Consider the following 25,319-nt stretch of genomic DNA (forward strand, 5'->3'; position numbering starts at 1 on the left):
TTATGACAAAACGCCCCAATATCCTGTTCATCATGGCCGACGATCACGCTTCCAAAGCGATAAGTTGCTATGGCCACGGAATTAACCATACCCCCAACCTTGACCGCATCGCCAAGGAAGGGATGAGGTTGAACCATTGCTATGTGACCAACTCTATCTGCACCCCGAGCCGCGCGGCAATCCTGACGGGCACTTATAACCATGTGAACAATGTCACCACACTGAACACCCCGATCCACAGTCGCGGGCCGAATGTGGCTAAACATCTGCGCGGGACGGGCTATCAGACGGCGATTGTCGGGAAATGGCATCTGGGCGAAGGCAAGGCGCATGAACCCAGCGGCTTTGATTTCTGGTCAGTGCTGCCAGGGCAGGGCGAGTATTTCGACCCCTATATGATCGAGATGGGCGAAGAGATTGAGGTGCCGGGCTATACGACGGATATCATCACCGACAAAAGTCTTGAGTGGTTGAAGTCTTGCGATCCTGACAAGCCGTTTTTCCTGATGTGCCACCACAAGGCACCGCACCGCGAATGGGAACCGCACCCCAAAAACCGTGACCTTTACACCGATGACATCAAAGTGCCGGAAAGTTTCGACGATGATTACCGCAACCGTGCCCGCGCCGCCGCCGAGGCCAAAATGCGGATCAAGGATGATATGAAATATATCGACCTTGGCCTCGTGCAACCCGAAGGCGGATCAGAGGTCGGCGAGCGGGTGAAGGTCGGCGATATCAACCGCAAGATCCCGAACCCTGAAGATGTGACCGGAATGCGCCTGATTGACCGCGATACCGGTGAGGTGTTCACCTTTGCCACGCAAAAAGAGCTGAATCACTTCAAATATCAGCGCTATCTGAAGCGCTATTTGCGGACAATTCAATCGGTAGATGAGAGTGTCGGGCGGTTGCTGGATTGGCTGGATGAAAGCGGTCAGGCCGAAAACACCATCGTGATCTATACCTCGGATCAAGGATTTTTTTTGGGTGAACATGGTTGGTTCGACAAACGGTTCATGTATGAGGAATCGTTCCAGATGCCCTTCCTCATCCGCTATCCCGCCGCCATTCCGGCAGGTCAGGTCTGCAATGACATTATGTGCAATGTCGATTTCGCGCCGACATTCCTCGATTTCGCGGGGCAGGTGGTGCCGAATTACATGCAAGGCCGCTCGGCCCGAAAGGTGTTTGAAGGCAAAACCCCCGCAGATTGGCCGCAACTGGCCTATCACCGCTATTGGATGCACCGCGACCCCGATCATAACGCCTATTCGCATTACGGCGTGCGCAATCAGCGCTACAAGCTGATCTACTGGTATAATGAGGGCTATGAGTTGCCCGGCACCAATCACGGCGGAGAGGATCGGGAGTGGGAATTGTTCGACTGTGAAAAAGACCCGCTAGAGTTGTTCAATGTGGTCGATGATCCAGCCTATGCCGATATTCGCATGGCGTTGCAGGCCGAGCTGGACGCGAAAATGGCAGAAATTGGGGATGAACCTGAGCATTGATCACTCTGGCTTTGTCGTTTTCCAAATTATTTAGCCATAATCGCTGACACGATCTCAACGTCTGGGCAATGCACGTAACCCTCTAAAAGGCTGATTCACGATGTCCCTTCCGCTTTCGTCTCCCGCAGATGGCTTTTGGCTTAACGATCCGACGCATCGGGCCTATCTTGTCCGGGATGCAAAGCGGCAGCTGGATTTTTTTGACGCCAGCCTTGGCGAAAGTGGTGGGCTGGCAACTCTGGATTTTGCGGGCAAACCCCTCTCGGGCCCACAAGAATTGATCACTACCACACGGCTGGTTCATAGCTATGGCTTGGCGCAAATAGCAGGGCGGCCCGATCATGCGGGTATCATCGATAGGGGCATGTCCGATCTTTGGAACCGCCATCGTGACACGCGGTATGGTGGCTATGCTTGGGGCGTTGGCCAAAACGGTATCGTGGATGGTGTGAAACTGGCCTATGGGCATGTGTTTGTCTTGCTGGCGGCCTCCACCGCGAAACAGGCAGGTCACCCTGACGCGGATCGCTTGCTCGCCGATGTTGCCGAGGCTCTGGACCGATATTTCTGGGACGATCAAGCGGGGCTGTTTCGTGATGAGTTCACCCGCGAATGGCAGCCCTTCTCGTCATATCGCGGAATGAACGCCAATATGCACGCCGTTGAAGCAATGTTGACCGCATATGAGGCCGGCGGACAGGCGATTTTTCTGGAACGTGCCAGCCGTATCCTCGACTTTTTCGTGGGACGCATTGCCCCGGCTGAAAACTGGCGCATTCCGGAACACTATACCCAAGATTGGCAAATAGATCGTGCCTATGAAGGCAATCCGATGTTTCGCCCGGCAGGGTCAACTCCCGGCCATTCATTTGAACTTGCGCGCCTTTTGCTGCAACTGTGGGATCTGTCGGGCCGTTTTGACACAACCGCGCCAGCAAACGCCCGCCGTTTGATCACGCGAGCCCTACAGGATGCATGGCAGACTGAACGTGGCGGTTTTATCTATACTCTGGCATCGGATGGAACTGTGCTGCGCAATGCCCGGTATTGGTGGCCGGTGACTGAGGCCATTGGCGCGTTGGCCTGTCTGATCAAGTTTGATGCGCAGCCGGAAGATGAAATCTGGTATCGTCGATTGTGGGGGTTTGCAGATGCCCATTTGATCGACCATGTCCGTGGTGGCTGGTATCCGGAACTTTCAGACAGCAATGGAATCGCCGCTGATCAATTTTCGGGCAAGCCTGATATCTATCACGCTTTGCAGGCAGACCTGTTGCCTCTGGTGTCCGACATCAGTCGCTCGGCAATGGCGTTGGGAAAGGCCAAGCCATTGGCCTGATACCGAGCAACGGTTTTTGGGGACGGTCGAACCAAGAGTTTTGCTGTTCTTTTGGTTCCGCCGCAAATTTCTGTAAGGGATGGAAAAGGGCTATATTTTGGACATGGCTATACCGCGAACACAGCAAATTGTTTGTCGCGTAGCCTTTGAGTGCGGTATAGAGTAGTCAACAAAATCAATGGGATGCTTTTGTCATTCAATACGATAGCTTGTTTCTAAATCCGACGTTTTTACCGTTAAATCTGACACAGGATTCACGGGATATGACGGCTGTGAGCGATAGAAGACAATGACGAAAAAAGTGGCGATGTTGGTGCTGAAGCGCTAGGTCGGCATCAGCCCTTCGACCGCTTGTTCAGGTGCATCTCAACTGCAACGGAAGCTTGGAGAGCGGTATACGTGATTCAATCTGGGCGCTTGGCGTCAGCAAGACCACTGCCTGGCACTGGAGCCGACGGTTTGCAGAAGGAGGTGGCCGGACAAGCGCCCTTGTTCCCCGCAAACACGGCCAACCCACGGGTTTGTCATGGTGTTCGGTGATGTCGAGGGCATCATCAAAGAGCATTTGACGCGATATTTCCTTTGGCGAGAACGCCTCACCCCAGTGCGAGATGTGACAAAAATCCGCAGTGCCTTGTGCTTCACGCGGGCCGTCGCCCCAAAGCAGAGTTTCTGGCTGACATCGAGTTTATTGTCCCGTGGCCCACGCAGGGCAGGCCGGACAGCATTCAAGTCGACACTGGCCGCAATTTTCGATCCCGTGCCTTTCATTCGACCTGCGCGGAATGGTGGAACAATCCGGCCTATCGCCCGCTTGCAAAGCCCTCACTTTGGTGGACATGTCAAGCGACTGATTGGGACTACGGTGGGCGCGGTGCATCTCGCTGCCATTCTGCGCAATCGGGTGACATACGTGCCGACACAAATCCGGCTGTCGCGCGCGGCAATGGCGACTATCTGGCAGAATGTGACGCTGGCCTTGGGGCTGAAGGGGGTGTTTCTTGTGGCCTCGGCTTTTGGGATAACCGGCCAGAGCATCGCCATTCTGGCCGACACGGGCGCAACCTGCTTGTGACCCTGAACGCATTGCGCCTGCTGCGTTCTAACCACGAGCGGAAGGGGTGATGATACCGCCGGTCATTCTGCTTTCGGCGCGACCCAGTTTGAAAGGCACCATGCCCAAACTGCGTCAACGCTTTCGCGTGGTTGCGGTCTGTGCTTGCGGATGAGGTAAAAATCCGACTTGACATCAAAGCCTGCGGGGCAAATCTCTATCAACCGCCCAGCCTCCAGGTCTGCTTGCACAAATGCACGACAGGCGATTGCAGCGCCTTGACCGGCCAGCGCGGCATCAAGAGCCAGCGTCGTCTGGTTGAAAACCGCACCGGACAAAGGCTCGCCCGCGCCAAAAAACTTTTGCCAGTGATGGGAGGCATCGTGCAGCAGCGGCAAAGCCCTAATCTGCTCGACCGATAAAGGAAGGCGAAGATCGCGCAACAGATGTGAGTTTGCCACGACGACGAGGTCTTGGCGAAACAAAAGCTGGGCCTCGAGTGTTGCGGGAAAGGGGGGGCGGGTCTGGCGTACGGCAATATCGACTTGGTCGCGGTCAAAGTCGGAAACGGCCTCGGTCGCGATTGTGCGCAACTCGATCCACGGCAACGCTGTTTTCAGCAGTGATAGCTGAGGGATTAACAACTTGGTTGCAAATGTTGGTGTGACGCTAATCGTCAACGCATCGGCACGATTATAGAGCTGACCTGTTGCCTTGCCCATAATATCAAAAGCCCGCGTTATCTCGGCAAGGTAGGCCGTGCCCTGCGTCGTAAGCGCCACTCCGCGCGGCAAGCGATAAAAAAGCGATAGCCCCAGATGATCCTCAAGTAGTCGCACCTGTTGGGCAACGGCGCCTTGTGTAACGCCAAGCTCTTCCGATGCCTCACGGAAATTCAATCGCCGCCCTGATGCTTCAAAGGCCCGCAAAGCGTTAAGGGGTGGCAAGGTACGGCGCGATTTCAACATTTCAAGCCTATAGATTTTCTACAGCATAGCGCGTTCCTTTCTGGCGCGAAAGCCTGATGGAATTAGGTCAATGTGATTTGCACGGCTATGGCCGACTTTAGACCAATGTGCAGGTTAACCGTGGACAATATCTGTCTCACCCAAACAAGAACGAGCATCAAGATGGCGACGAGACACGAGACCCTGATACCCACGTCTTATTCAGTGATATTGGCCGTTAGCGGCACACATCTGATCAATGACTTAATCCAGTTTTTGTTGCCCGCGCTGTATCCGGTTTTCAAATCGGAATATGCGCTGAGTTATTTCCAGCTTGGCCTGCTTACTTTGGCCCAGCAGATCACGGCCTGTATTTTGCAACCGGTCATGGGCCTATACGGAGACTTGAAGCCCAAGCCATATGCACTGGCAGTTTCAATGGCGGTGGTTGCTGTGGGGATTGTTCTGCTCGCGACAGCTGGTTCTTTTGCTTTACTGCTTTTGGCAGCAACGGTTTTGGGCATAGGGTCCGCCCTGTTTCACCCCGAGGCATCGCGGGTTTGTCGTATGGCATCGGGTGGGAAACTTGGCTTTGCGCAATCGAGTTTTCAGGTTGGCGGCAACACCGGCACCGCATTAGGGCCACTTGCGGCGGCACTTTTCGTTCTGCCGCTGGGTCAGATTAGTACGGTCTGGTTCGGCCTGCTTGCCGTGGTCGCAGTGATGGTTTTAGTTTGGGTTGCGCGATGGTTTGTGAACCATCAACGCGTCACAAAAGCAGCAGGAAAACCGATAGTCACTGCCCCAACATTACCAAAGCCCCGGCTCATCCTTGCGTTTTCGATTATCGGGGCGCTGCTGCTGAGCAAGTTCGTTTATATTGAAACATTCAAAAGCTATTACACGTTTTTTCTTATCGAGCGCTTCGGGATAGAGATCAAAGCAGCGCAGACAACACTGTTTGTCTTTTTGGGGGCTGTTGCTCTTGGCACCTTTGCGGGTGGCCCTATCGGCGACCGTATTGGCCGTAAAAAGGTGATCTGGGTGTCGATCTTGGGGGCATTGCCTTTCGCGCTTATGTTGCCGCAGGCGAATTTGATGGGGACGATCGTGCTTAGCATCCTGATCGGGTTTATTCTTGCCTCGGCCTTTTCGGCCATAGTGGTCTACGCGCAAGAGTTGATGCCACAAAAGGTCGGCATGGTGTCGGGGTTTATCTTTGGTTTTGCGTTCGGAATAGGGGCGCTTGGGGCTGCGGCGTTGGGGGCCTTTGCGGATCAGTTCGGTATGCAGCAGGTTTTTAACGGTTTGCCAGTGCTATTGTTTCTAGGTTTTCTGACATTCTATTTGCCGAGGATGGACTGAGACGGCTCTTAATGGCTATTCCACGAACGCTTGGGACTGGATAGGAAGCCTATGGTCTGCCTGCAAACAGTGACCCACCACCCGTTCAGCTTTTGGCATAGGCGCACACCTTCGCATCTGCGGTTTCTACACGGCTTTGGGTTTGTTCCAAGGCTGCGACGAGCGTGTCACGCGTTAGGGGCAAGGCCCATTGATTTCCGCCTATCGGCGCGCGGGCCTTGTTGAGCAGCTTGCCGAATGTCGATTGTCTGCTCGGCGACCGGGGCTATGACGCGGATTGGTTCAGAGAAGCGTTGAAAGGCAAAGGCATACGAGCCTGCATCCCTGGTCGGAAACAGCGGAAGAAGGCTGTGAAGTACGACAAGCGCCCATACAAACAGCGCAATCGGATCGAGATCAAGTTCGGCAGACTCAAGGATTGGCGGCGTGTGGCGACCCGATACGATAGATGTCCGAAGGTCTTTCTGTCAGCAATCGCTCTCGCGGCCATTGTCATCTGCTGGCTTTTAAACTCAATGAGTCCAGACCCTAGCGATCAGGCGGACGGCTGGAATTCCGGCTGGCTGGCAGATCAGGCCGAGGATCCGGCGAGCGTCAGCTTTTCACTGGAAACCCCAGAAAACGACGACTCCGGCGTTTTGGTCGGGGGCAGCTTTAGGGCGCCAGCGGGATAGGGCGAACCTTTGTCAAACGGGGTCACAAATGGCAAGCGGACGCAGCACATTGACGGCGTGTTCAAAGCCGTCTTGCCGCACTTGATTATTAAAGGCCGTTGAAACGGTCCGCGCGGCGCTAACCCACGGCCCAGGGCGGGTAATTTGTCGCAGGCAAAGGCTGAAAGCCTTGATTGAGATCATCGCGGTGCCGCCCAATGTTTTGCATCTGTTTGGCATATCGCAGCCAAAGCCCGCAAGGCGCCGCCGACAAGGATTGTCACGCAATGCAGACCGCAAGTCCCTTTAATATAATGATAAAACCTATTGGTCCGCGCTGTAACATCAGCTGCGAATATTGCTACTACCTTGAGAAAGAAAAACTCTACCCCGATGAAAAGAAATTCCGGATGGCCGATGATGTGCTAGAGTCAACGATTAGCCAAGTGATCGCAGCCTCTGCCGAGGCGGGTTTGACCGAGGTGCCGTTTGCGTGGCAAGGAGGCGAGCCGACGATGCTGGGCGTGGATTATTTCAGAAAAATCGTTGCGTTACAGAAAAAACATGCGCCAAACGGTTTGAAAATTACAAATGCATTTCAAACCAATGGGACGTTGCTTGATGAGGAATGGGGCGCTTTTCTGCATGACAATCGCTTTCTTGTCGGGATCAGCATTGACGGGCCTAAAAAGATCCACGACCGTTACCGGCTTGATCGGGCGGGGCGGCCCACGTTCGATGCCGTCATGCGCGGGCTGGATGTGCTGCAGCGCCACAAGGTAGAGCATAACGCGCTGACCGTTGTGCAGCACGCAAACAGTGGCAAAGGCAAAGAGGTCTACAGCTTTCTAAAGGGGCTTGGGATTGAGTTTATTCAATTCATCCCGATTGTCGAACGCAGCGCAGGGGCTGGCCTTGCCAGCGCGCCGCAGGTTGATATGGAACCTGGCAACAGCGTCACAGCATGGAGCGTTAGCCCCCGTGCCTATGGCAAGTTCTTGTGCGATGTTTTCGATGTCTGGTTTCGGCACGATATTGGCACAACATTTGTTCAGTTTTTTGACGTACAGCTTGGGCTTTGGCTGGGCGCACCTTCTACGCTGTGTGTTTTTGCAGAAAGCTGCGGGAACGGTTTGGCTCTGGAACATGACGGCAGTCTTTATTCCTGCGATCACTATGTTTATCCCGAATACCGCCTTGGCAATCTGACAAAAACGCCATTGCGCGAAATGCTTTGGACCGAACGGCAGCAGGCATTCGGCAACGACAAACTTGACCAGTTGACCGCGCAATGCCGGTCTTGTGCTTTCCGTTTCGCCTGTAATGGCGGGTGCCCCAAGCATCGTTTTGCTCGCACACGGAATGGCGAGCATGGCCATAATTATTTCTGTGAAAGTTATAAAATGTTCTTTCACCACGCGGGGGATAGATTGAAGGAAATGGCCAATCTGGTTCGGTTTGGCCGACCCGCAAGCGAGGCCCGGGCCGCATTTTACAGGCCAAAGTGACCTGTCAGTAAGCGTCCTAAAACACTGCGGCTTTAGGGCAGAAGTGAACTTCGCTGTCGGCTGCGAGGATTAAGCCGAGGTTGGAGTGTTCTCATCGGATGGTCCAGTCTAAAACTGCCCAGAAAACCATCTTCGCAATTTGTAATCAGACAGCATCGTTTTGACTTTAGTCAAGACGATGCGCTGCGGCCCTCACTAAAAGGATACAAAATTACTCAGGATTAAAGCGCTCGGAAAGGCCCCGATGATGAAATTGAAAGAGTTGAGTTTGGGGGACCGCGCCCTGATCAGCGGCTTTGCGGCAAGTTCCTCTGCCTATCGTCGCAAACTTTTGTCTATGGGCCTAACGCTTGGCACGCAGTTCACCGTGCAGCGTATCGCACCGCTTGGTGACCCGATCGAAATCCGGCTGCGTGGCTATGCATTAAGCCTGCGCAAAGATGAGGCGGACGCCCTGAACCTAAGTCGGATTGCATCATGAACGCGCCGTTAACCATCGCAATAGTCGGCAATCCGAACTGCGGAAAGACGACGTTATTCAACGCATTAACCGGATCACATCAGCAAATCGGTAACTGGCCGGGCGTCACGGTTGAACAGAAAACCGGCAGGCTTCGGCATGGCAATCATGCGATCCGGTTAATCGATTTGCCGGGTGTTTACTCTCTTTCGGTTACCGACTCCGGCTCGATTGATGAAAGGCTTGCGCGGGATTTCATTCTGACCGAACGGCCTGATCGGATTATCAACGTCCTCGACGCCGCTAATTTGGAACGCAACCTGTACCTGACCACCCAGCTGTTAGAGATGGGCGCGCCGCTGATTGTGGCGTTGAATATGATGGATATTGCGCGGCTTCGGCGGATCAAGATTGATCCCGAAGCCCTTGCGGCGCAGCTTGGTTGCCCCGTGGTGCCGATTGTCGCCTCGGGCAAAAACGGGTTGGCAGAGCTGCGTGACCAGATGATTACACCCCCCGCCAGCGCACCCCAAACCACCCGTTTTAGCCCCGAGATAGAGGCCGCACTGGCGCAGTTATTGCCTGAAATGGTCACTGCGCAGGGGGAGGGGTCAAACCGCTGGCGTGCGATTAAACATCTGGAAGGCGACGTATTGCGCCCCGAGATGACTAATGCAAGTTTACAAGCCCATGCAGCCACAGTGCGCGCGGCCCTAGAGGCGGATACAGGCGTCGATGCCGACACGCTGATTGCCTGCGCCCGTTACGATTTTGTTGCCAATCTGGTCGCCGGTTCCGTCAACCGGCTGGATGAGGTTAGCCGCCCGCTGTCTGACCGCATCGACCGTGCGATTTTGCACCGCCTGTTTGGTATCCCGATTTTTCTTGGCGTGATGTATCTGATGTTCATGTTCACGATCAATATCGGTGGCGCTTTTATCGACTTTTTCGATATCGCTGCCGGTACGGTTTTTGTCGATGGGGCGGCAGTGTTGCTGGCGCAACTTGGCGCGCCCGATTGGCTGGTGACTCTGCTTGCCCAAGGGGTTGGCGGCGGCATCCAGACGGTGGCCACCTTTATTCCCATCGTTGCCTGCCTGTTTTTCGCTCTCTCGGTGCTAGAGGATAGCGGGTATATGGCCCGCGCGGCCTTTGTGATGGACAGGTTCATGCGGATGATCGGGTTGCCCGGTAAAAGTTTTGTGCCGTTGATCGTAGCCTTTGGCTGTAACGTGCCTGCGATCATGGCGACGCGCACCTTGGATAGCGAACGCGACCGCGTGTTGACGGTGATGATGGCCCCCTTCATGTCTTGCGGCGCGCGTCTGCCGGTCTATGCGCTATTTGCGGCGGCGTTCTTTCCAACGGGTGGGCAAAACATTGTTTTCGGGTTGTATTTCCTTGGCTTGCTGGCGGCTGTTGGCACGGGGCTTTTGCTGAAAGCTACGGTTTTGCAGGGCAAGCCGACCCCGTTTGTGATGGAGTTGCCACCCTATCATCTGCCCACGCTTTACGGGCTTACAACCCGCACATGGCACCGGTTGCGCGATTTTTTGCAAGAGGCGGGGCAAGTGATTATTGTGATGGTTGCGGTGCTGGCGTTTCTAAATTCGTGGGGTGCGGATGGAAGTTTCGGCAATGATAATGGCGAAAACTCGGTTCTGTCCGAGATCGGGCAGTCGCTGACGCCAGTCTTTGCACCGATGGGGATTGAGCAAGACAACTGGCCCGCAACGGTGGGTATTTTTACCGGTATTTTGGCGAAAGAGGCGGTCGTCGGCACCTTGAACACGCTTTATGGTGGCGCATCGGAGGTGGACGGCAGCGCATTTTCCCTGATCGACGGATTTAAAGAAGCCGCCGCAACCATCGGCCCCAATTTGCACGATGCGATGGGTATGGCAGGCGACCCGCTGGGCCTGAACCTTGGTGATATTAGGGATGCCGAAATCGCAGCCGAGGCCCAGGGCGTGCAAACCACAACTTTCGGCTCGATGGCGGCGAGGTTTGACGGCCAGGCCGGTGCCTTTGCCTATTTGCTGATGATCCTGCTTTATATGCCCTGCGTTGCTGCGATGGGCGCAATTTGGCGCGAAACCGGTTGGAAATGGGCAAGTTTCGCAAGCCTGTGGACCATGGGTCTCGCCTATGGCTCGGCGGTGGTGTTTTACCAAGCGGCGACCTTTGCGCGGCATCCGGTGTCGTCACTGTGGTGGATCTCAGGAATGCTTGGTGCGCTCGGGCTTGTGGCATTGGCTTTGCACGGTGTCGGGCAACGGCGGCGCGCGCAGCTTATGACGGGGGTTTGACATGTCACTGCTTTTGACGCTGCGAAATCACATTGCCGATCAAGGCGCGGTTAGTTTGCAAGATCTGGCGAACCGGTTTCGGCACCCCCCCGATGCGCTGCGCGGAATGCTGGAACATTGGGTGCAAAAAGGCCTGATCCGACGGCAGATGGAGACCACAGCTTGCGGCGGATGCGCCATTTCAAAATGCGGCAGTTGCGCAGTTCCGGCGCAAACCGAACTGTTCATTTGGCAAGGCGGGGCGACGTTGAGGCAGTCACAGTGATCCGTCGCGCTGCCCTAGGCGCTGGTTGATCGTCGGTGCCTGTTGCCGCGTTGACGGCAGGGCCATCAACGGTTCGCAGTCATCAAACCTGCTCACGACATCACGCAGCAGCCAGTCATCCATCGCTTGAAGCGAAACGATCATTTTGCGCCGTTGTCGGCCCCAGGCGGGGGGCTGCAACCAGCAGCGGATCACGCGCCCGATGCTTGGCTGCAAGGCCTCCGCTTCGGCCAAGGCAATATCGGCCGGGATCGAGACGGCGCACATGATCTGAAAGGAGCAACTCGACGAAAACGGGCTCACCGCATGATTGCGTTCGCACCACTTTCGCGACCCGCCAATCGGCGCTTAAGGCCCAAACTCGGCACGGACCTTGTCGCCGTCGGCGTCCAGGTTAGGGCCGGCACCGCGCACCTGTGGTCTTTGCCCGTCCATGCGAAACGGGCCTTGCATGAAATGCGCGGGCGCTTCATCGGGGGTGGTCATGGTTCGCACCATATCAAGGGCGCGAAAGGCGGGGCTATTGATCATTTCAGGCCAAGTCAAAACGCGGGCGCACCAGATGTCTTTCGTGGCCAGAATGGTTTCCCATTCTTCGGCGGGGCGGGTGCGCAAATGTGTGCCTATCAGGCGGTGCAGCGTTTCACGATGCGCAAACCCCGCATTGGCTTGGCCCGAAAACCCGTGCAAGGCGTCGAGCTGAAGGGCTTCGGCGAGATCCGCTATCGGTGACATCGCCAGCGCCAGATGCCCGCGTGCGGTTTCATAGACGCCATATGGTGCGCCCAAATAGCCATGCGCCGAACCAGAACCAAGGCGTTGTGGCGGTTTGTGCCCGTTGTTCAAAAAGGTTGTCAGCAGTTCAAATTGCATATCCGCCAGCGATTCCAGTAGGCTGGTTTCGACCAAAGCACCGGTCCCCATACGCGCATGGCGAAACAGCGCCCCAAGCAGGCCCATCGCAAGGTTTGCGCCTGTGCTGATATCGGCAATCGGCAGGCCTATTGGCACCGGACCGTCATCCGCGTTACCGCTAAGCCACATAATCCCCGACCGAGCCTGCGCCAGCAGGTCTTGGCCGGCCAAGTGGGACCAATTGCCCGCCACGCCATAGCCGCTGATCGAGCCGTAAATCACATCCGGATTGATGGCGCGCGCGGCCTCATACCCCAGACCCAACCGCTCCATCACGCCGGGCCGGAAGTTCTGGATAACCACATCAGCTTTTGCAACCAATCTGCGGGCGCAGGCCAGCCCTTCGGCAGATTTCAGATCGAGCGCGATGCTTTCCTTGCCGCGGTTGATCGCGTGAAACAGGGTCGAGTCGCCGCCAATTCGTGTGTCTGACAAGTAGTGATAGCGGCACAGATCACCACCATCCACATTTTCAACCTTTATAACCCGTGCGCCCATATCAAGCAGGCGCAATGAGGCGTATGGCCCAGCCAAAAACTGGCTGAAATCAACAACAAGAATGCCTTCGAGGGGCCAGATCATAGGGGGGCGAGGCCTTCGAATACCGCTGTGGTGTCGGCGCCAAGCGTTGGGGCAGCCGCCGCGCAAGCCAGTTTATGGCCATCAAGCCGGATAGGGCAGCGGGTGGTGCGGGCCTCGGTCCCTGCGGCGGTGCGGATCGTTTGAACCGGGTCAAGTGCTGCAAAACCATTCGTTGCCACAAAGTCCGGCCAATCCAGAACCGGCGCGCACCAGATGCCTGCGGGTTCCAAAATGTCCAGCCAATGCTGTACCGGTTTGCCCGCGCAAATGCGCGCGACAATGGCTTTGATGTCATCCTTGCGGCTATACGCCTCGGTCTGGGCAAAGGCGGCGATCTCGGGGGCGTCCAGCAGTTCTGCCACTTTGGCAAGCGGGGTCATTGCAAAGGCAAAGTAGCCGTCCGACGCGCGGTATATGCCATAAGGGGCCGGCTGATAGGGGTTGGCGTTGCCAATTGCATGGCGCTGCGGTTGCTTCCCGCCGTCATTCAGAAAACAGGTGAATTGCTCAAAGGTCACATCAATGGCTGAAGACATTAGATCAACCTCGACAAGGCCGCCTTTGCCCGTGACGCCACGCCGCACAAGGCAGGCCAGAATACCTTGCACCAAGTTGGCCGCAGTTGCCACATCAAGCATCGCAAAACCGGTCGGTACGGGCCCATCGGCGGCATTGCCGTTCAGCCATGTGATGCCCGAAAGCGACTGCACCAGCAAATCCTGCCCAGGCTTATCGCGCCACGGCCCCATAGTGCCGTACCCAGTTACTGACCCGTAGACCAGACGCGGGTTCAGTGCGCGAATGGCGTCATAGCCAAGCCCGATCCTCTCCATCACGCCGGGCCGGAAATTGTGAATCATCACATCGGCGGTGGCAATCAGGGCGCGTACCTTGGCCAGGTCGGCGGGGGCCTTTAAATCGGCTGCCACGCTTTTCTTGCCACGGTTAAAGGTATGAAACACCAAGCTGTCACCATCCAGAATCTGGTTGTTGACCACCATAGATCGGCACAAATCGCCGCCATCTGGCCGCTCTATCTTGATCACCTCGGCCCCCAGATCGGACAACCGCAGCGCGGCCACTGGCCCTGCAAGAAACTGGGCAAAATCCAAGACACGAAGGCCAGCAAGCGGAAGGTCGGCGACAGGGTGATCAGACTGGAGCATGGTGTTTCATTTCTGTGTGTTAGGGGGTTGATGCCCCTTCCGCAGCCTCTGCAATGCCAAACCCGAGCGATTGTGACAGCTCAAGCGCGGCAGTGCGCAGGATGGAAAGGGTTTCCTCGGCCGAAGCCTTTGTGTCGATTTGGGAAATATAGCCGGTGGTTATCGCCGCTGTGATGCCGCGATTGTCAAAGACTGGAACGCAGAGATTTCGGACGCCTGCAATCATCGTGCTGGGCGTATCCTCATACCCGCTTTCCCGAATGGCGGCAAAGCGCAGGTCAGTACCGTCTGCACAACCGGCGCTGTTCAGATAGCCCGTCTGCACATGCGGGGCGGAAAAGGCCAAAATCACATGGCCCGAACTTGTACGCTCGACCGGAAACAGCGCGCCGGTTCGCACGGCATACCCTGCCGGACGGGGGCTGGGTACCGAGGCCAAAACCAGTACGTTATTATGGTTCAAGACCCCAAGATGGCAGGATTGCTCGGTCGTCTTTGCAATGCGTTCCATAATGGGCATGGCCCGTGCAATCAGACGTGCGGTCGGGTCATGGCGGTGCGACAGTTCGAACAGCTTGAGCGTTAGGGCGTATTTGCTGGTGTCGGGGTGCTGTACCAGAAAGCCGCGTTCGGTCAGATAGATCACAATGCGGTAAATTTCGCCCATGGTGCGCCCCAGCACATCCACCATTTCGTTCATCGTCAGGCCGTCTTCAACGTTTGCCAGAAGTTCGAGAATATCGAACGCCTTTTCAACCGACGGAACCGCCGATTTGCTCTTTTTTGTATCATCGTTGTTGGCGGCCTGTTTGGTCATGGCGTTCCCTAGCTTGCGGATTTGGCCTTGGTCTGTTCGACTTTGGCAAAGCACAGGGACATGAGGTCATTCTCAATCTTCAATCCCTGCGCGACTGTTACATCAAGCGCAGAACGTACCGCAGCCTTAACCGCTTGGGTAGCCACCGAAGAATGGGCCGCGATTTTTTCGGCCAAGGCGCGGGCGGTTGCCAGCTCTTCGCTGTCATCAACCAGATATTCGACCATGCCGATGCTGTGTGCCTCATGGGCGTCAAAGCGGTCGCCGGTCAGCAGCAACTTCATCGCCTGGCCATAGCCGCACATCCGCGCCAGATGTTGCGCAGCCCCGCCGGCGCCGTTCCAGCCAAGCGCAACCTCGGGCGCCGAAAAGACCGCCGAACGCGCCACGACGCGGATATCACAGGCCAGCGCAATCTCTAACCCGCCCCCCAAGGCCCAACCTTTCACCGCCGCTATCGCCGGTTTGCGCAGGTTGATGATTGGGGGAATGTAGTCGGTGCGGTTGCGCCATGCCCAAAAGTCGGCATAGCCGTCCAGCGCTTTGATGTCGGACCCCGCACAAAACGCCCGCTCACCGGCGCCGTGGAAAATGACCGCATGAACCGTGTCATCCTCATTCGCGCGCGCGCAGCAGTCGGCGATGTCACGGTACATTTTGGGCGTTAAGGCATTGTGTTTTGTGGGGCGGTCCAGAATGATCTCGGCCACGCTGCCGCTATGTTCAAAGCGCACGCAGCCGTCGTCCATTGGTTGGGATATTTCGGACATAGAGATCTCCATCAGTTCATTCTAAAGTCAGGTAGCCACAAGGACAGTTCGGGCAGGTAGCTGATGAGCATCAGCATGCCAAAAAGCAGGGCGTAGAACGGCAGTGACGCGCGCACAAAAGCCCCGATTGAAACGCCGGTGATGGCGCAGGTTGTAAACATCAGCGTGCCAAGAGGTGGCGTGACGCCGGCGATGGTCAGGTTCAGCACCATGATGATACCGAAATGCACGGGATCAATATTCACCGACGCAATCACCGGCACCAGAATAGGGGCGAGCAAGATAATCGCCGCAGTGCCTTCGATGAACATGCCGACAATGATCAGCAACAGGTTGATAATCAACAACAGCAGAATGGGGTTTTCGGTCAATGCCAGCATCGCGCGGGCAATGGTTTCGGGAATACGCTCCCATGTCATGTAGAACCCAAAGGCCTGTGCCGCACAGATCACCAGCAGGATGATCGCCGTTGCTTGCGCCGTTTGCTCCAGAATAGGAACAACATGCGACCACTTCAGCTCTCGGTACAGCAGCCCTACGATCACTGCGAACAAAACCGCCATTGCGCCGGCTTCGGTGGGGGTGAACCAGCCAAACCGAATTCCGAAAACGATACCGAAAGGCACTGTCATAGCAAGGCATGCCGCGCGCAGGGTTGCCAAACGCTGTGGCCAAGGCATTGGAGCGTCAAACGCAGGGCGCAGGCCGTGACGTTTGGCAAGCAAAGCCACCAGCAGCATCATCGCGATACAAAGCAGCGCCCCCGGCACAATCCCCGCTAAAAACAGCCGCCCGATAGAGACGTTGCCCATAAAGCCATACAGGATCAGGCCAATGCCCGGTGGAATGATAACGCTGATAATCGAGGATGACGCCGTCACTGCTGAGGAAAACGCGACGTCATAGCCGCGCTTGGTCATTTCTGGCACCAGCACTTTAGATTGCATCGCTGCATCGGCATTAGCAGAACCCGATACGCCGCCCATCAAAGTTGACAAAAGCACATTGACCTGCGCCAAGCCGCCCCGCCAATGTCCTGTCATCGCCTCGGCAAACTGCATCATGCGGCCGGTGATGCCCGCATAGTTCATCACAATGCCTGTCATCACAAACAGCGGCACAGCCAGCAGGGGAAAGGATTGGGTAACTGCGACAATGCGCTGGATGAAAAGTTCCGGTGGCATTGCGCCCGATGTCAGGAAAAATGACAGGCCAGCAATGGCGATTGCAAGGGCGACAGGAATGCCGATGGCAATGCCCAGCAGCAGCAAAGCGATGGGAAGCAGGGTCATAATGTGTCCTCGGGCGCGATTGGGGCAGGGGCTGCGGCAAGGCCGAGCAGGCGCAGCGCCGCGGCAATGGTCATAAGTCCAAAGGCAATCGCGGGGGCCAGATACACCCAAGAAAACGGAATGCGCAGCACGGGCGACACGCGCGACGCGCCTTGCATCAACATTTGCACACTTAGAAATGTGGAATAGGCCAAAAAGGCCACCACGATCAGATCGGCCAAGAGCCGCAAGGCCCATGCGGCGCGGGATGGCAACATTTCCACCAATAAATCTACACGGATATGGCGCCCGTCCCGAAAAGCGGTGGCTGCGCCGATAAACACGACCCAAGTGAACAATATACCCGAAAGCTCGCCTGTCCAGGCCGCCGGTTGCGTGCTGATGTAGCGGGTAAAAACACCCCAAAGCACGCAAAGAACCAACATCAACAACGCCATAAATGTAACAGCATTTTCCGTATGGCGTACAAATTTAGATAAAGCGGTCATGGCATCCCCCCAAGGTGTTCGCGGCCCGACGCCAGATCGCCGGGCCGCATTGGATCAGTTGTCGAGGATGGCGCGGACCTTGCCATAGAGACCGTCCGACCAAGCGGGGAATTTGGTGTAAACGACATCGGTCATCGCCTGAAATGCATCTACATCCACATCACGGTTGACCGTAGCCCCCTCGCTCTCCAGCTTGGCGATCCAGTCGTCTTGCGAGGTCAGCATCAGGTCGGTCATATAGACGCCCGCACTTGTAGCCTCTTCGGACAGGATTGTTTGAATATCGGCCGGCAAGGCCGCAAATGTATCACCATTCATGATAAGTCCGGTAAAGCCCTTGAAATGCCCTGTCAGCGATATGTATGGGCGTACCTCATGCAGTTTAGAGCTGTAGATTGACGGCAGCGGTGCCTCTGCCCCATCCACCACACCAGAACCCAGCGCGGAATACACCTCGGCCCAGGCCAAAGTGGTCGGACGCGCGCCCATGGCGGTAAAGGTTTCGGTCCACATGATATTCTCGGGTGTGCGGAAGCTCATGCCTGCGATGTCATCCGGTCCGGTGATAGGCTTGTTCGCAATCATATGCCGTGCGCCAAAAAACCAGTTCATTGCCAAAAGCTCAATCCCGCCGTCCTTGCGCAGCTGGTCAACAAGATCTGTGTAGAGGTCGGAATTAACGATCTTTTGGAAGTCGCGTGGATCTTTCATCAGGTACGGGCCGCCGAGCACGCCAAAGTCTGGCACGAAATCTGACAGAAAACCGGGGTCGGCAATGGTGATGATCGGCGCGCCGCTGCGCATTTGCTCATAAACTTCGGGGTTCGAACCGAGCATCGCATTCGCAAAAATCTCAATCGCTACGCGGCCTTCGGTTCGCTTGGCCACGTTATCGGCGAATTGCTGCATCGCTTGCTGGATCGGCTCTTTGTCCGAGGTCACATGCGCAAGGCGGAACGTATAATCCTGTGCCGCTGCGATGTTGGGCGCGATGAGTGCGGTGGTCATAAGGAATGCAAGGCCTTTTAGGCCGGTGTGGAATGACATCTGGTTCCTCCCATGTCTGCGGCCCTCCCGCCGCCGGTCTCGCTGGCCGAACATCCGGCGAGTGCTTTTGGGATAGCATGCATATTTCATATGTCAAAGTAATTTTTATACTTGCAAATTAGGGAGTGCTGCGCCCATAGTGACAGTGCCAGAGATTCAAGGGGGGCACGGATGACGACGCTAAGAGGCATGACTTGGGACCATCCGCGCGGCTACGACTGCGTGGTCGCTGCGGCCGAGGCCTACGGCGCCGAAACCGGCGTAAAGATTGAGTGGGATAAGCGGTCGCTTCAGGCCTTTGCCGATGCGCCAATTCTTGATTTGGCCGCGAAATACGATTTTATTGTGCTCGACCATCCACATGTCGGGCAAATTGCCGAGACCGGCGCGCTGCTGGCCTTGCCCCCCTCGACTGGCCAAGGCACCTCGTTGGGTGGGTCCGAGGAAAGCTATTTTTGGGGCGGGCGATGCTGGGCCTATGCGTTGGACGCGGCGTGTCAAATGGCGGCGTACCGGCCAGATCTGGGCGCACCTCTGCCGCGTAAATGGGAAGATTTCTTGCGCGCGGATGCCGCGAAATACCGCGCCCTGACACCGCTGTTGCCGGTTGATGCCTTTGATATGTTGATGACGATTGTCGCCGGTCGGGGTGAGGCTGATCTACCGCGCAACCCGCAGGAATTTGTTACCGACGCAAACGGGCTTTATGCCTTGGGCATCTTGCGGGCGCTTTATGCGCTGGGGCCGGATGAACAGGTCGCGATGAACCCGATTGCGGTGCTCGAGGCGCTGTCTGGCACGGATGACTTTGCTTGTTCGCCTTGTCTGTTCGGTTATGTAAACTATGCCCGTCCGGGGTTTCGCAAGCATCGGCTAGGGTATTTCGACCTGCCGCAGTGTGATGGCTACACAGGATCGCGGTCCATTCTGGGCGGGGCCGGCATTGGGGTTTCGGCCCGCACAAGCGACCCCCAGGCAGCCCTTGCTTTCGCGCAATGGATCACATCCGAACCGGTGCAGTCAGGCGTCTATTTGGCAAATAACGGCCAACCTGCAAACCGCAAAACATGGCTGGCACAAGCTGCCGACCCCGCTGTTGCGCCGTTCTTCCAAGGTGGATTTAGCACAATCGACACGGCGTGGACCCGCCCACGCGATGTTTGGTTTCTGGGCTTTGTCGATGATGTTTGCGCCATTATGCCAGACTTTTTCCGCAAAGCGATTCCGGCTGAAACCTTCCTTGGAACGCTGAACACCCTCTACCGCCATCATCTTAAGGGAGCATGATCGATGCCCATCGCAATTATCACGGGGGGCAATAAAGGCCTCGGACTAAGCCAGAGCCGCAGGTTTTTGCAGGCCGGATATGAGGTTTATGTTGTCGCCCGCACGCCGGCCGATACCGCGAGCCTTGGCGCAGGTGCGCATTTCTTTGAATGCGATGTGGCCGCAGACCGTGACGCCGATTTCGTAACCCAAATCCATGCCAAAGCAGGCCCGATTGCCGCTTTGGTGAATAACGCCGGTGTGCATCTGAAAAAGCCCGTGTGGGACGTATCGCGCGATGAGTTGGACCATGTTTTGGGTATCAACGTCGGCGCAATGTTTGCTGCCTGTGGGCGGTATATCGCGTTGCACCGCGATACAGGCGGCGCAATCGTTAACATTGCTTCCATGGGTGGAATTATGGCGCTGCCGTCGGCGGCCGCCTATGTGACGGCCAAAACCGCAGTTGTCGGGCTAACGCGTTCGGTCGCGGTTGATGCGGCGCAATTTGGTATTCGCTGCAACGCGGTCAGCCCTGGCTTCATTGATACCGATATGACGCGCGCCATTCTGGCCAAAGATCCGGCGCGCCGCGACAAGATTGAAGGGCGTATTCCGGGGCGCAAATTTGGCACGCCCGAAGATGTCGCTAACGCGGTGTTCTATCTTGCATCGGATCAAGCAGCCTATGTGAACGGGGTCAATTTGCAGGTTGACGGCGGTTATGCGGTGGGGTTCTAAACATGAGCATTGAGACAAAACTGACAGCGGCGCGCACCATTGTCGTAGGTCCACAAACTCCCAGCAACGCGATTGCCGATGGGCATGTGCGCCTGCAGCTGGCTGTGGCAAGCCTGTGCGGCACCGATCTGCACTATTATTCCCACTTTTCCAACGCCGGATTCTTGCTGCAAAATCCTGTGACTTTGGGCCATGAAGCCTGCGCCTATGTCACCGATGCCAATGGTACTGACCTGAAGGTTGGGCAACTTGTGGCGTTGAATCCGATTATGAATTGCGAAAGCTGTGCGGCCTGCCTGCGTGGCGAGGAAAACCTGTGCACGGCTAAGAAATTCCCCGGCTCGGCCACCACAGTTCCGCATTTGGACGGGTTTTTCCGCGATGTGATTGACCATCCGGCGCGCTGCTGCCGTCCGGTGGCCGATGGGGTGAGCCCGCGTCATTTGACCTTTGCAGAACCAATGGCTTGCGCTTTGCACGCCCTGAACAAAGGCGGCGTTGTGGCGGGGCAAAAGGTTTTGGTAACCGGATGCGGCCCTATGGGTTTGCTGGCGATTGCCGGTGCCGTTGCGCGCGGGGCCGAAGTTACGGCGATTGATCTGCGTGCGGGTGCGGTGGATGTTGCCGTGCGTGCAGGTGCGACCGGCCTTGTGATTGGCGCGTTTGACGAGGCGATCTTGGACCGCAAGTTTGATGTGGTGGTCGAGGCCAGCGGCGCGATTCCCGCATTCAACACTGCCTTACGCGCCATTCGCCAAAAGGGCCGCGTCGCCATTCTAAGCAATATTCAGCTGCGTGAAGCACAGGTGAACCTGAACCAGATCATGCTTAAGGAAATCGAAGTTGTCGGGTCTTTCCAGTTCAACCGAGAGTTTGAAGAGGCTGTGCAACTGATCGAGGCCGGAACCGTTGATTTCGACGTGCTGACCGCCGAAGCCTATCCCATGGCCGAGGCCGCAGCGGCGCTTGAGGCGATGGGGGCAGGGCAGGCATTCGGCAAGATTATCTTGCTAGGTCAGGGGGGGTAACCATGGCCGAGGTCTTTGATCATATCGTGATAGGCGGCGGTTCTGCCGGTTCGGTTGCCGCGTCGCGCTTGGTCGAAGACGGTGGCGGGCGCGTCTTGCTGCTTGAGGCAGGGCATCATCACCGCCACCCCTTGCTTGATATGCCGCCGGGTGTGTTCAAACTGCTGAAAAACGGGTCCAAGTTTTTCAAAACCCACTTGTCTGAACCGCAGGCGCAACTGGACGGGCGACGCGCCGAGATTCCGCAAGGGAACGTTCTGGGTGGCGGCAGCTCGGTCAATGGGCAGGCCTATGTGCGCGGGCGACCATCGGATTATGACGCGTGGAATGAAACGCTTCGCGGCAATAACGATGCGATCGGTTGGGGCTGGGATGATGTTTTGCCGCATTTCAAACGGCTAGAGGGTAACCGGACCTTTAACGACGATCTGCACGGCACCGAGGGCAAACTGACGGTTTCAGACCCCGGCCATATTGGCGATATGGCCCGTTGGTTTGTGCAGGCACTTCAGGCCCAAGGAGAGCCGTTCAACCCTGATTTCAATGGCAAATCCCAACGCGGCGTCGGCTTTTTTCAGTTTACTTATGACAAGGGCCAGCGGGTATCCACGGCCTATGCATTCCTTGACCCACTGAAAGGCGACCCGCGGTTGACCATTCGGTTGCAGGCCGAGGTGCAACGGATTGTCATCGAAAATGGTCGTGCGGTGGGTGTTGTGTACCGCGACAAACGCGGGCTGCATGAGGTTCGAACCAACGGCGAAGTGATCTTGTCTGCGGGGGCGTTTGTTACGCCGAAAATACTGATGCTGTCGGGCATTGGCCCCGCCGATCATCTGCGTAAGCATGGTATTGATGTAGAGGTCGATTTGGCCGGCGTTGGCCAAAACCTGAAAGACCACCCCGATGTGTCGGTGGTCGCGCGGGCCAACGGGCCTTACGGCTATTATGGTCAGGATAGCGGTTGGAATATGATCCGCAACGGGCTTGAATTCAAGCTGTTCGGGCGCGGGCTTATCACCACAACGGGGCTAGAGGCGGCGTGTTTTGTCAACCCGACTGACCCCGATGCGCCCCCCACGCATGAGGCGTATTGCATCCCCGTGATGTACCTCGACCCCGCGACGCTAAAGCAAATCGGTGACGGGCCCGGGGTTTCCATTCAAATGGTGCTGCTGAAGCCGCAATCAGTAGGCGAGGTCCGCCTACGATCGGCCGATCCTGCAGCGATGCCCATGATTTCGCCAAACTTCCTAAAGCATCCGGCTGATATGGAGGCGATGATTGCTGGTCTGCGCTACTTCCGCAAAACCATGGATACCAAGCCTTTGGCCGACCGTATCAAGGAAGTGGTCGCACCGCTGGATATGTCAGACGCCGGTTTGGCCGCGCATTGCCGCAAAGTGGTCAAAACCAATTTCCACCCCGTCGGCACTGCCAAAATGGGCGCGGATGGCGACCCGATGGCCGTTTTGGATGCGCGGATGCGGGTGCGCGGCATTGCTGGACTGCGGGTTTGTGACATGTCGGCTGTGCCTGACATTCCGGCCGGAAACACCAATGCCCCCGCGATGGTATTGGGCGACCGCTGTGCAGATCTTGTTCTGGGCAGATTGTGAAATGCCCCCCCGGCCCAACACCGTTTTGGCTGGGGGGAAACTACACCCCGTTGCCTGCCCTAAGTGCCTGCCTTTTTGGCAACCGAAACTGGAGGACTAACATGCAAAACATCGCGAGAACCCTACAAGAACGCAATATCGTCGTGGTGACATTGCTGTGCTGCATAGTCTTTTACGTTCTCAGCCCACGGTTTCTGAGCGTTGATAACATGTCGGCCATATCGCGCCAAATCGTGCCGATCGGTCTGATTATGCTGGGACAGTTTTTTGTCATTGTGTCGGGCAATATTGACCTGTCGCTGGGCATGGCCTCGGTTCTGTTTGCGGTGGTGCTGGGGGTATTTTTTGGACTGACGGGCGGTGTTGGCATTGGCCTATTGGCCGTGATCGTGGCGTCTTTGGCGATGGGGTTCGTGAATGGCGCACTGGTTGCCAAGCTGCGGTTGCCTGCCTTTATTGTCACGCTTTCAACCTTATTCGTAGCGCAAGGCCTGTCAGGCCTGATTATCTCACGCGGGCAGCAGATTTTTCTGATGGGTGGATTTTTCCAATGGGCCGGTTCGGAGAAACTGCTTGGAATTTACCTGTCCGTCTGGTTCCTCATCGCGCTGGGCGGGCTGGCCTATGTTGTTTATAACCATACCCGCATCGGTGCTGCGATCATTGCCATCGGCAACAGCGAAGACAACGCCAAGCTGGCGGGCATCAACGTTGACCGCGTAAAAATCGGCGTCTTTATGTTTTCAGGCCTGTGCAGCGGGTTTGCCGGGATCATGCTGTCAACGCGGATGGGGTTTGTGCAGCCGGGGCTTGATGGCAACGGTCTGCTGCTAGACGCGATTGCCGCAATCATTATCGGCGGCACTTTGATCCAAGGCGGCAGAGGCACGATTGGCGGCGCGCTTTGGGGCGTCGCCTTTATCGGAATTATCAATAATGCGTTGAATTTGCTGAATGTAGAGGACGTTTGGCATCAGGTTTTCAAGGGTCTCGTGATCCTTGCGGCGCTCGGTGTGAACTGGCTGTTGTGGCAGTCACGGCAATCAGAGGCGCATTAGCAACGGCACTGCTTTACGGCCAATTGTGGTCAATCCAACGGTTCATTATGGAGGTAAGAACCAATGAAATTTACATCAACTACGGCACTTGGGCTTGTGCTTGGCGCGGCAATGGGCACTACGGCGTTTGCCAGCGATGGCAAGCTGGACATCGTGTTCATCAATGACGGCCATGTCGCGCCGTATCATGTTGCGTGGCTTTCGGGTTTTGAAGACGCGATTGCGGCCTATGACACTGCGTTTCCGGATACCAAGATTACCGGTCGCTGGCTTTCAGCCGAAGGCAGCCTGGAAAAAATGATCCAACAGGCCGAAGTCACAATCAACGAGAAACCCGATGTCATGTTCGTCAACGCGATCAACGTAGACGCGTTTGAGCCGCTTGTTGCCAAGGCCAAAGCCGCGGGTATCGTTTGGATCGCAGTTCATTCGCCGATGGAAAGCGCCGACTACAGTTTTACCCTTGGCGATGTGGAAAACGGCAAAAACCAAGGCCTTGCGATGTGCGCGCTGTCGGGTGGCAAGCCCTTTAACGTCGCTATCATGCTGGGGCAGGCGGGCAACCCGTCGGGCGATGCACGCCACCAGGGTATTTTGGAAGGCATCAAGACCTGTGACAACGTTAAGGTCGTGGCCGAGCAACCCGCAGATTGGGATACTGTCAAGGCGCAGACACTGGCCGAAAACTGGATGACCCAATTTCCCGACCTGAATGCGATTTCGGGTGTGACGGATGGCTATATGTACCCGTCAATCGCGATTGCGGCCAACTCTGGCAGAACCGATCTTCAGTTTTATGGCTATGACGGTGATATTCCGATCATCCAGCAAATGGAGGGGGGGCAGGTTAAGGCCGACATCTTGCTGTCGGGCACGCGTGAAGGTTGGAATTTCGTTCAAATGGCTTACCGTATCCATATGGGGCAAGAGGTTGAAAAGGTTTACGACTTTTTCACCCCGCTGGTGATGAGCGATGAAAACTATGCACTTGCGCTCAAGAACGGGTTCCCGGCTGATATCGAAGTTTACAACGTCGCCAAGGCGCTGGATGTGGCGGCCAAGGGTGATATCGAATTCGGCCCAGACTCGGTCAAATAGCTTGAATTCGCCGCCGGC

General features: G+C 56.3%; 22 protein-coding genes and 3 pseudogenes. 16 read left to right on the forward strand and 9 right to left on the reverse strand.

Translation table 11 applies throughout. From position 1 onward, the window contains the following. The first annotated feature begins 2 nt into the window (after positions 1–2). The 3 genes and pseudogenes from AKU79_RS17825 to AKU79_RS19090 all read left to right on the forward strand — a co-directional run. Positions 3–1,514: a sulfatase family protein gene (locus tag AKU79_RS17825; protein WP_050524945.1), complete on the forward strand. Its 1,512-nt coding sequence runs from the start codon at positions 3–5 to the stop codon at positions 1,512–1,514. Between the two features lie 100 nt (positions 1,515–1,614). Continuing rightward, positions 1,615–2,853 carry an AGE family epimerase/isomerase gene (locus AKU79_RS17830; RefSeq protein WP_050524946.1) on the forward strand — a complete coding sequence of 413 codons (1,239 nt, stop codon included), beginning with the start codon at positions 1,615–1,617 and terminating at the stop codon, positions 2,851–2,853. 883 nt (positions 2,854–3,736) lie between these two features. Then, positions 3,737–3,978 (forward strand): annotated as a pseudogene (locus AKU79_RS19090) (heavy metal translocating P-type ATPase); the annotation flags it as partial. A gap of 12 nt (positions 3,979–3,990) precedes the next feature. Here AKU79_RS19090 and AKU79_RS17840 read toward each other — a convergent pair. After that, complete coding sequence (locus AKU79_RS17840) at positions 3,991–4,875, reverse strand: LysR substrate-binding domain-containing protein (RefSeq protein ID WP_050524948.1); 885 nt, start codon at positions 4,873–4,875, stop codon at positions 3,991–3,993. A 162-nt stretch (positions 4,876–5,037) separates the two neighbouring features. On the opposite strand from AKU79_RS17840, the gene AKU79_RS17845 reads away from it, so the two are divergent. The 6 genes and pseudogenes from AKU79_RS17845 (at position 5,038) to AKU79_RS17875 (ending at position 11,414) form a co-directional block, all read left to right on the forward strand. Then, positions 5,038–6,219 (forward strand): MFS transporter, encoded by a 1,182-nt coding sequence (locus AKU79_RS17845; protein ID WP_050524949.1) that lies wholly within the window; start codon positions 5,038–5,040, stop codon positions 6,217–6,219. A 206-nt stretch (positions 6,220–6,425) separates the two neighbouring features. Next, a pseudogene (locus AKU79_RS17850) lies at positions 6,426–6,725 on the forward strand (transposase); the annotation flags it as partial. Between the two features lie 461 nt (positions 6,726–7,186). Beyond that, complete coding sequence (locus AKU79_RS17860; RefSeq protein WP_231580233.1) at positions 7,187–8,380, forward strand: anaerobic sulfatase maturase; 1,194 nt, start codon at positions 7,187–7,189, stop codon at positions 8,378–8,380. A 244-nt stretch (positions 8,381–8,624) separates the two neighbouring features. Next, positions 8,625–8,861, forward strand: coding sequence for a FeoA family protein (locus tag AKU79_RS17865; protein WP_269430780.1), 237 nt, complete (start codon positions 8,625–8,627; stop codon positions 8,859–8,861). Next, positions 8,858–11,149 carry a Fe(2+) transporter permease subunit FeoB gene (gene feoB / locus AKU79_RS17870; RefSeq protein WP_050524951.1) on the forward strand — a complete coding sequence of 764 codons (2,292 nt, stop codon included), beginning with the start codon at positions 8,858–8,860 and terminating at the stop codon, positions 11,147–11,149. Before AKU79_RS17865 ends, feoB begins: the two co-directional genes overlap by 4 nt. Position 11,150: 1 nt before the next feature. Continuing rightward, the gene (locus AKU79_RS17875) at positions 11,151–11,414 is read left to right on the forward strand and encodes a FeoC-like transcriptional regulator (RefSeq protein WP_050524952.1); all 264 of its coding nucleotides are present in this window, start codon (positions 11,151–11,153) and stop codon (positions 11,412–11,414) included. On the opposite strand, the gene AKU79_RS19395 is transcribed toward AKU79_RS17875, so the two are convergent. Further along, positions 11,406–11,558, reverse strand: coding sequence for a hypothetical protein (locus AKU79_RS19395; RefSeq protein ID WP_156209889.1), 153 nt, complete (start codon positions 11,556–11,558; stop codon positions 11,406–11,408). The two genes, AKU79_RS17875 and AKU79_RS19395, sit on opposite strands and share 9 nt — an antisense overlap. 40 nt (positions 11,559–11,598) lie before the next feature. On the opposite strand from AKU79_RS19395, the pseudogene AKU79_RS19400 reads away from it, so the two are divergent. Further along, positions 11,599–11,685: pseudogene (locus AKU79_RS19400) on the forward strand (IS6 family transposase); the annotation flags it as partial. 77 nt (positions 11,686–11,762) lie between these two features. On the opposite strand, the gene AKU79_RS17885 reads toward AKU79_RS19400, so the two are convergent. Genes AKU79_RS17885 through AKU79_RS17915 form a run of 7 tightly spaced genes read right to left on the reverse strand, consistent with a single transcriptional unit; the run spans position 11,763 to position 18,452 of the window. Next, positions 11,763–12,911 (reverse strand): CaiB/BaiF CoA transferase family protein, encoded by a 1,149-nt coding sequence (locus tag AKU79_RS17885; protein ID WP_050524954.1) that lies wholly within the window; start codon positions 12,909–12,911, stop codon positions 11,763–11,765. Beyond that, positions 12,908–14,077: a CaiB/BaiF CoA transferase family protein gene (locus AKU79_RS17890; protein WP_050524955.1), complete on the reverse strand. Its 1,170-nt coding sequence runs from the start codon at positions 14,075–14,077 to the stop codon at positions 12,908–12,910. Before AKU79_RS17890 ends, AKU79_RS17885 begins: the two co-directional genes overlap by 4 nt. A gap of 19 nt (positions 14,078–14,096) precedes the next feature. Further along, a complete protein-coding gene (locus AKU79_RS17895; RefSeq protein ID WP_050524956.1) occupies positions 14,097–14,894 on the reverse strand; it encodes an IclR family transcriptional regulator in 798 nt (265 codons plus the stop codon). A gap of 8 nt (positions 14,895–14,902) precedes the next feature. Further along, positions 14,903–15,664 (reverse strand): enoyl-CoA hydratase/isomerase family protein, encoded by a 762-nt coding sequence (locus tag AKU79_RS17900; protein ID WP_197087402.1) that lies wholly within the window; start codon positions 15,662–15,664, stop codon positions 14,903–14,905. Positions 15,665–15,675: 11 nt separating this feature from the next. Next, on the reverse strand, positions 15,676–16,956 hold the full coding sequence (locus AKU79_RS17905) for a TRAP transporter large permease (protein ID WP_050524958.1): 1,281 nt from the start codon (positions 16,954–16,956) through the stop codon (positions 15,676–15,678). Continuing rightward, entirely contained in the window at positions 16,953–17,444 is a 492-nt protein-coding gene (locus tag AKU79_RS17910; protein ID WP_082224110.1) for a TRAP transporter small permease, read from the reverse strand. The genes AKU79_RS17905 and AKU79_RS17910 overlap by 4 nt, the downstream gene beginning before the upstream one ends. Positions 17,445–17,498: 54 nt before the next feature. After that, positions 17,499–18,452, reverse strand: coding sequence for a C4-dicarboxylate TRAP transporter substrate-binding protein (locus AKU79_RS17915; protein ID WP_197087404.1), 954 nt, complete (start codon positions 18,450–18,452; stop codon positions 17,499–17,501). A gap of 210 nt (positions 18,453–18,662) precedes the next feature. Here AKU79_RS17915 and AKU79_RS17920 point away from each other — a divergent pair, with 210 nt between their 5' ends. The 6 genes from AKU79_RS17920 to AKU79_RS17945 all read left to right on the forward strand — a co-directional run bounded on the left by AKU79_RS17920 (position 18,663) and on the right by AKU79_RS17945 (position 25,301). Beyond that, positions 18,663–19,778, forward strand: coding sequence for an extracellular solute-binding protein (locus AKU79_RS17920; RefSeq protein WP_156209891.1), 1,116 nt, complete (start codon positions 18,663–18,665; stop codon positions 19,776–19,778). Positions 19,779–19,781: 3 nt separating this feature from the next. After that, positions 19,782–20,498, forward strand: coding sequence for an SDR family NAD(P)-dependent oxidoreductase (locus AKU79_RS17925; RefSeq protein WP_082224112.1), 717 nt, complete (start codon positions 19,782–19,784; stop codon positions 20,496–20,498). 2 nt (positions 20,499–20,500) lie between these two features. Then, the gene (locus tag AKU79_RS17930) at positions 20,501–21,526 is read left to right on the forward strand and encodes a zinc-binding dehydrogenase (protein WP_050524963.1); all 1,026 of its coding nucleotides are present in this window, start codon (positions 20,501–20,503) and stop codon (positions 21,524–21,526) included. 2 nt (positions 21,527–21,528) lie between these two features. Then, the gene (locus tag AKU79_RS17935) at positions 21,529–23,145 is read left to right on the forward strand and encodes a GMC family oxidoreductase (RefSeq protein ID WP_050524964.1); all 1,617 of its coding nucleotides are present in this window, start codon (positions 21,529–21,531) and stop codon (positions 23,143–23,145) included. 101 nt (positions 23,146–23,246) lie between these two features. Further along, on the forward strand, positions 23,247–24,203 hold the full coding sequence (locus AKU79_RS17940) for an ABC transporter permease (protein WP_082224113.1): 957 nt from the start codon (positions 23,247–23,249) through the stop codon (positions 24,201–24,203). A 63-nt stretch (positions 24,204–24,266) separates the two neighbouring features. Then, positions 24,267–25,301 carry a sugar ABC transporter substrate-binding protein gene (locus AKU79_RS17945; RefSeq protein WP_050524966.1) on the forward strand — a complete coding sequence of 345 codons (1,035 nt, stop codon included), beginning with the start codon at positions 24,267–24,269 and terminating at the stop codon, positions 25,299–25,301. Positions 25,302–25,319: the final 18 nt, after the last annotated feature.

It is taken from the genome of Pseudorhodobacter wandonensis, from assembly GCF_001202035.1.
GTDB lineage: Bacteria > Pseudomonadota > Alphaproteobacteria > Rhodobacterales > Rhodobacteraceae > Pseudorhodobacter > Pseudorhodobacter wandonensis.

Bases quoted from the DNA above. Each gene is read 5' to 3' on its own strand.
- AKU79_RS17890 (WP_050524955.1), bottom strand. From the start codon at position 14,077: ATGCTCCAGTCTGATCACCCTGTCGCCGACCTTCCGCTTGCTGGCCTT.
- AKU79_RS17945 (WP_050524966.1), top strand. From the start codon at position 24,267: ATGAAATTTACATCAACTACGGCACTTGGGCTTGTGCTTGGCGCGGCA.
- feoB (WP_050524951.1), top strand. From the start codon at position 8,858: ATGAACGCGCCGTTAACCATCGCAATAGTCGGCAATCCGAACTGCGGA.
- AKU79_RS17900 (WP_197087402.1), bottom strand. From the start codon at position 15,664: ATGTCCGAAATATCCCAACCAATGGACGACGGCTGCGTGCGCTTTGAA.
- AKU79_RS17845 (WP_050524949.1), top strand. From the start codon at position 5,038: ATGGCGACGAGACACGAGACCCTGATACCCACGTCTTATTCAGTGATA.
- AKU79_RS17895 (WP_050524956.1), bottom strand. From the start codon at position 14,894: ATGACCAAACAGGCCGCCAACAACGATGATACAAAAAAGAGCAAATCG.
- AKU79_RS17825 (WP_050524945.1), top strand. From the start codon at position 3: ATGACAAAACGCCCCAATATCCTGTTCATCATGGCCGACGATCACGCT.
- AKU79_RS17920 (WP_156209891.1), top strand. From the start codon at position 18,663: ATGACGACGCTAAGAGGCATGACTTGGGACCATCCGCGCGGCTACGAC.
- AKU79_RS17930 (WP_050524963.1), top strand. From the start codon at position 20,501: ATGAGCATTGAGACAAAACTGACAGCGGCGCGCACCATTGTCGTAGGT.
- AKU79_RS17940 (WP_082224113.1), top strand. From the start codon at position 23,247: ATGCAAAACATCGCGAGAACCCTACAAGAACGCAATATCGTCGTGGTG.
- AKU79_RS17925 (WP_082224112.1), top strand. From the start codon at position 19,782: ATGCCCATCGCAATTATCACGGGGGGCAATAAAGGCCTCGGACTAAGC.
- AKU79_RS19395 (WP_156209889.1), bottom strand. From the start codon at position 11,558: ATGATCGTTTCGCTTCAAGCGATGGATGACTGGCTGCTGCGTGATGTC.
- AKU79_RS17860 (WP_231580233.1), top strand. From the start codon at position 7,187: ATGATAAAACCTATTGGTCCGCGCTGTAACATCAGCTGCGAATATTGC.
- AKU79_RS17910 (WP_082224110.1), bottom strand. From the start codon at position 17,444: ATGACCGCTTTATCTAAATTTGTACGCCATACGGAAAATGCTGTTACA.
- AKU79_RS17840 (WP_050524948.1), bottom strand. From the start codon at position 4,875: ATGTTGAAATCGCGCCGTACCTTGCCACCCCTTAACGCTTTGCGGGCC.
- AKU79_RS17905 (WP_050524958.1), bottom strand. From the start codon at position 16,956: ATGACCCTGCTTCCCATCGCTTTGCTGCTGCTGGGCATTGCCATCGGC.
- AKU79_RS17865 (WP_269430780.1), top strand. From the start codon at position 8,625: ATGATGAAATTGAAAGAGTTGAGTTTGGGGGACCGCGCCCTGATCAGC.
- AKU79_RS17915 (WP_197087404.1), bottom strand. From the start codon at position 18,452: ATGACCACCGCACTCATCGCGCCCAACATCGCAGCGGCACAGGATTAT.
- AKU79_RS17875 (WP_050524952.1), top strand. From the start codon at position 11,151: ATGTCACTGCTTTTGACGCTGCGAAATCACATTGCCGATCAAGGCGCG.
- AKU79_RS17935 (WP_050524964.1), top strand. From the start codon at position 21,529: ATGGCCGAGGTCTTTGATCATATCGTGATAGGCGGCGGTTCTGCCGGT.
- AKU79_RS17885 (WP_050524954.1), bottom strand. From the start codon at position 12,911: ATGATCTGGCCCCTCGAAGGCATTCTTGTTGTTGATTTCAGCCAGTTT.
- AKU79_RS17830 (WP_050524946.1), top strand. From the start codon at position 1,615: ATGTCCCTTCCGCTTTCGTCTCCCGCAGATGGCTTTTGGCTTAACGAT.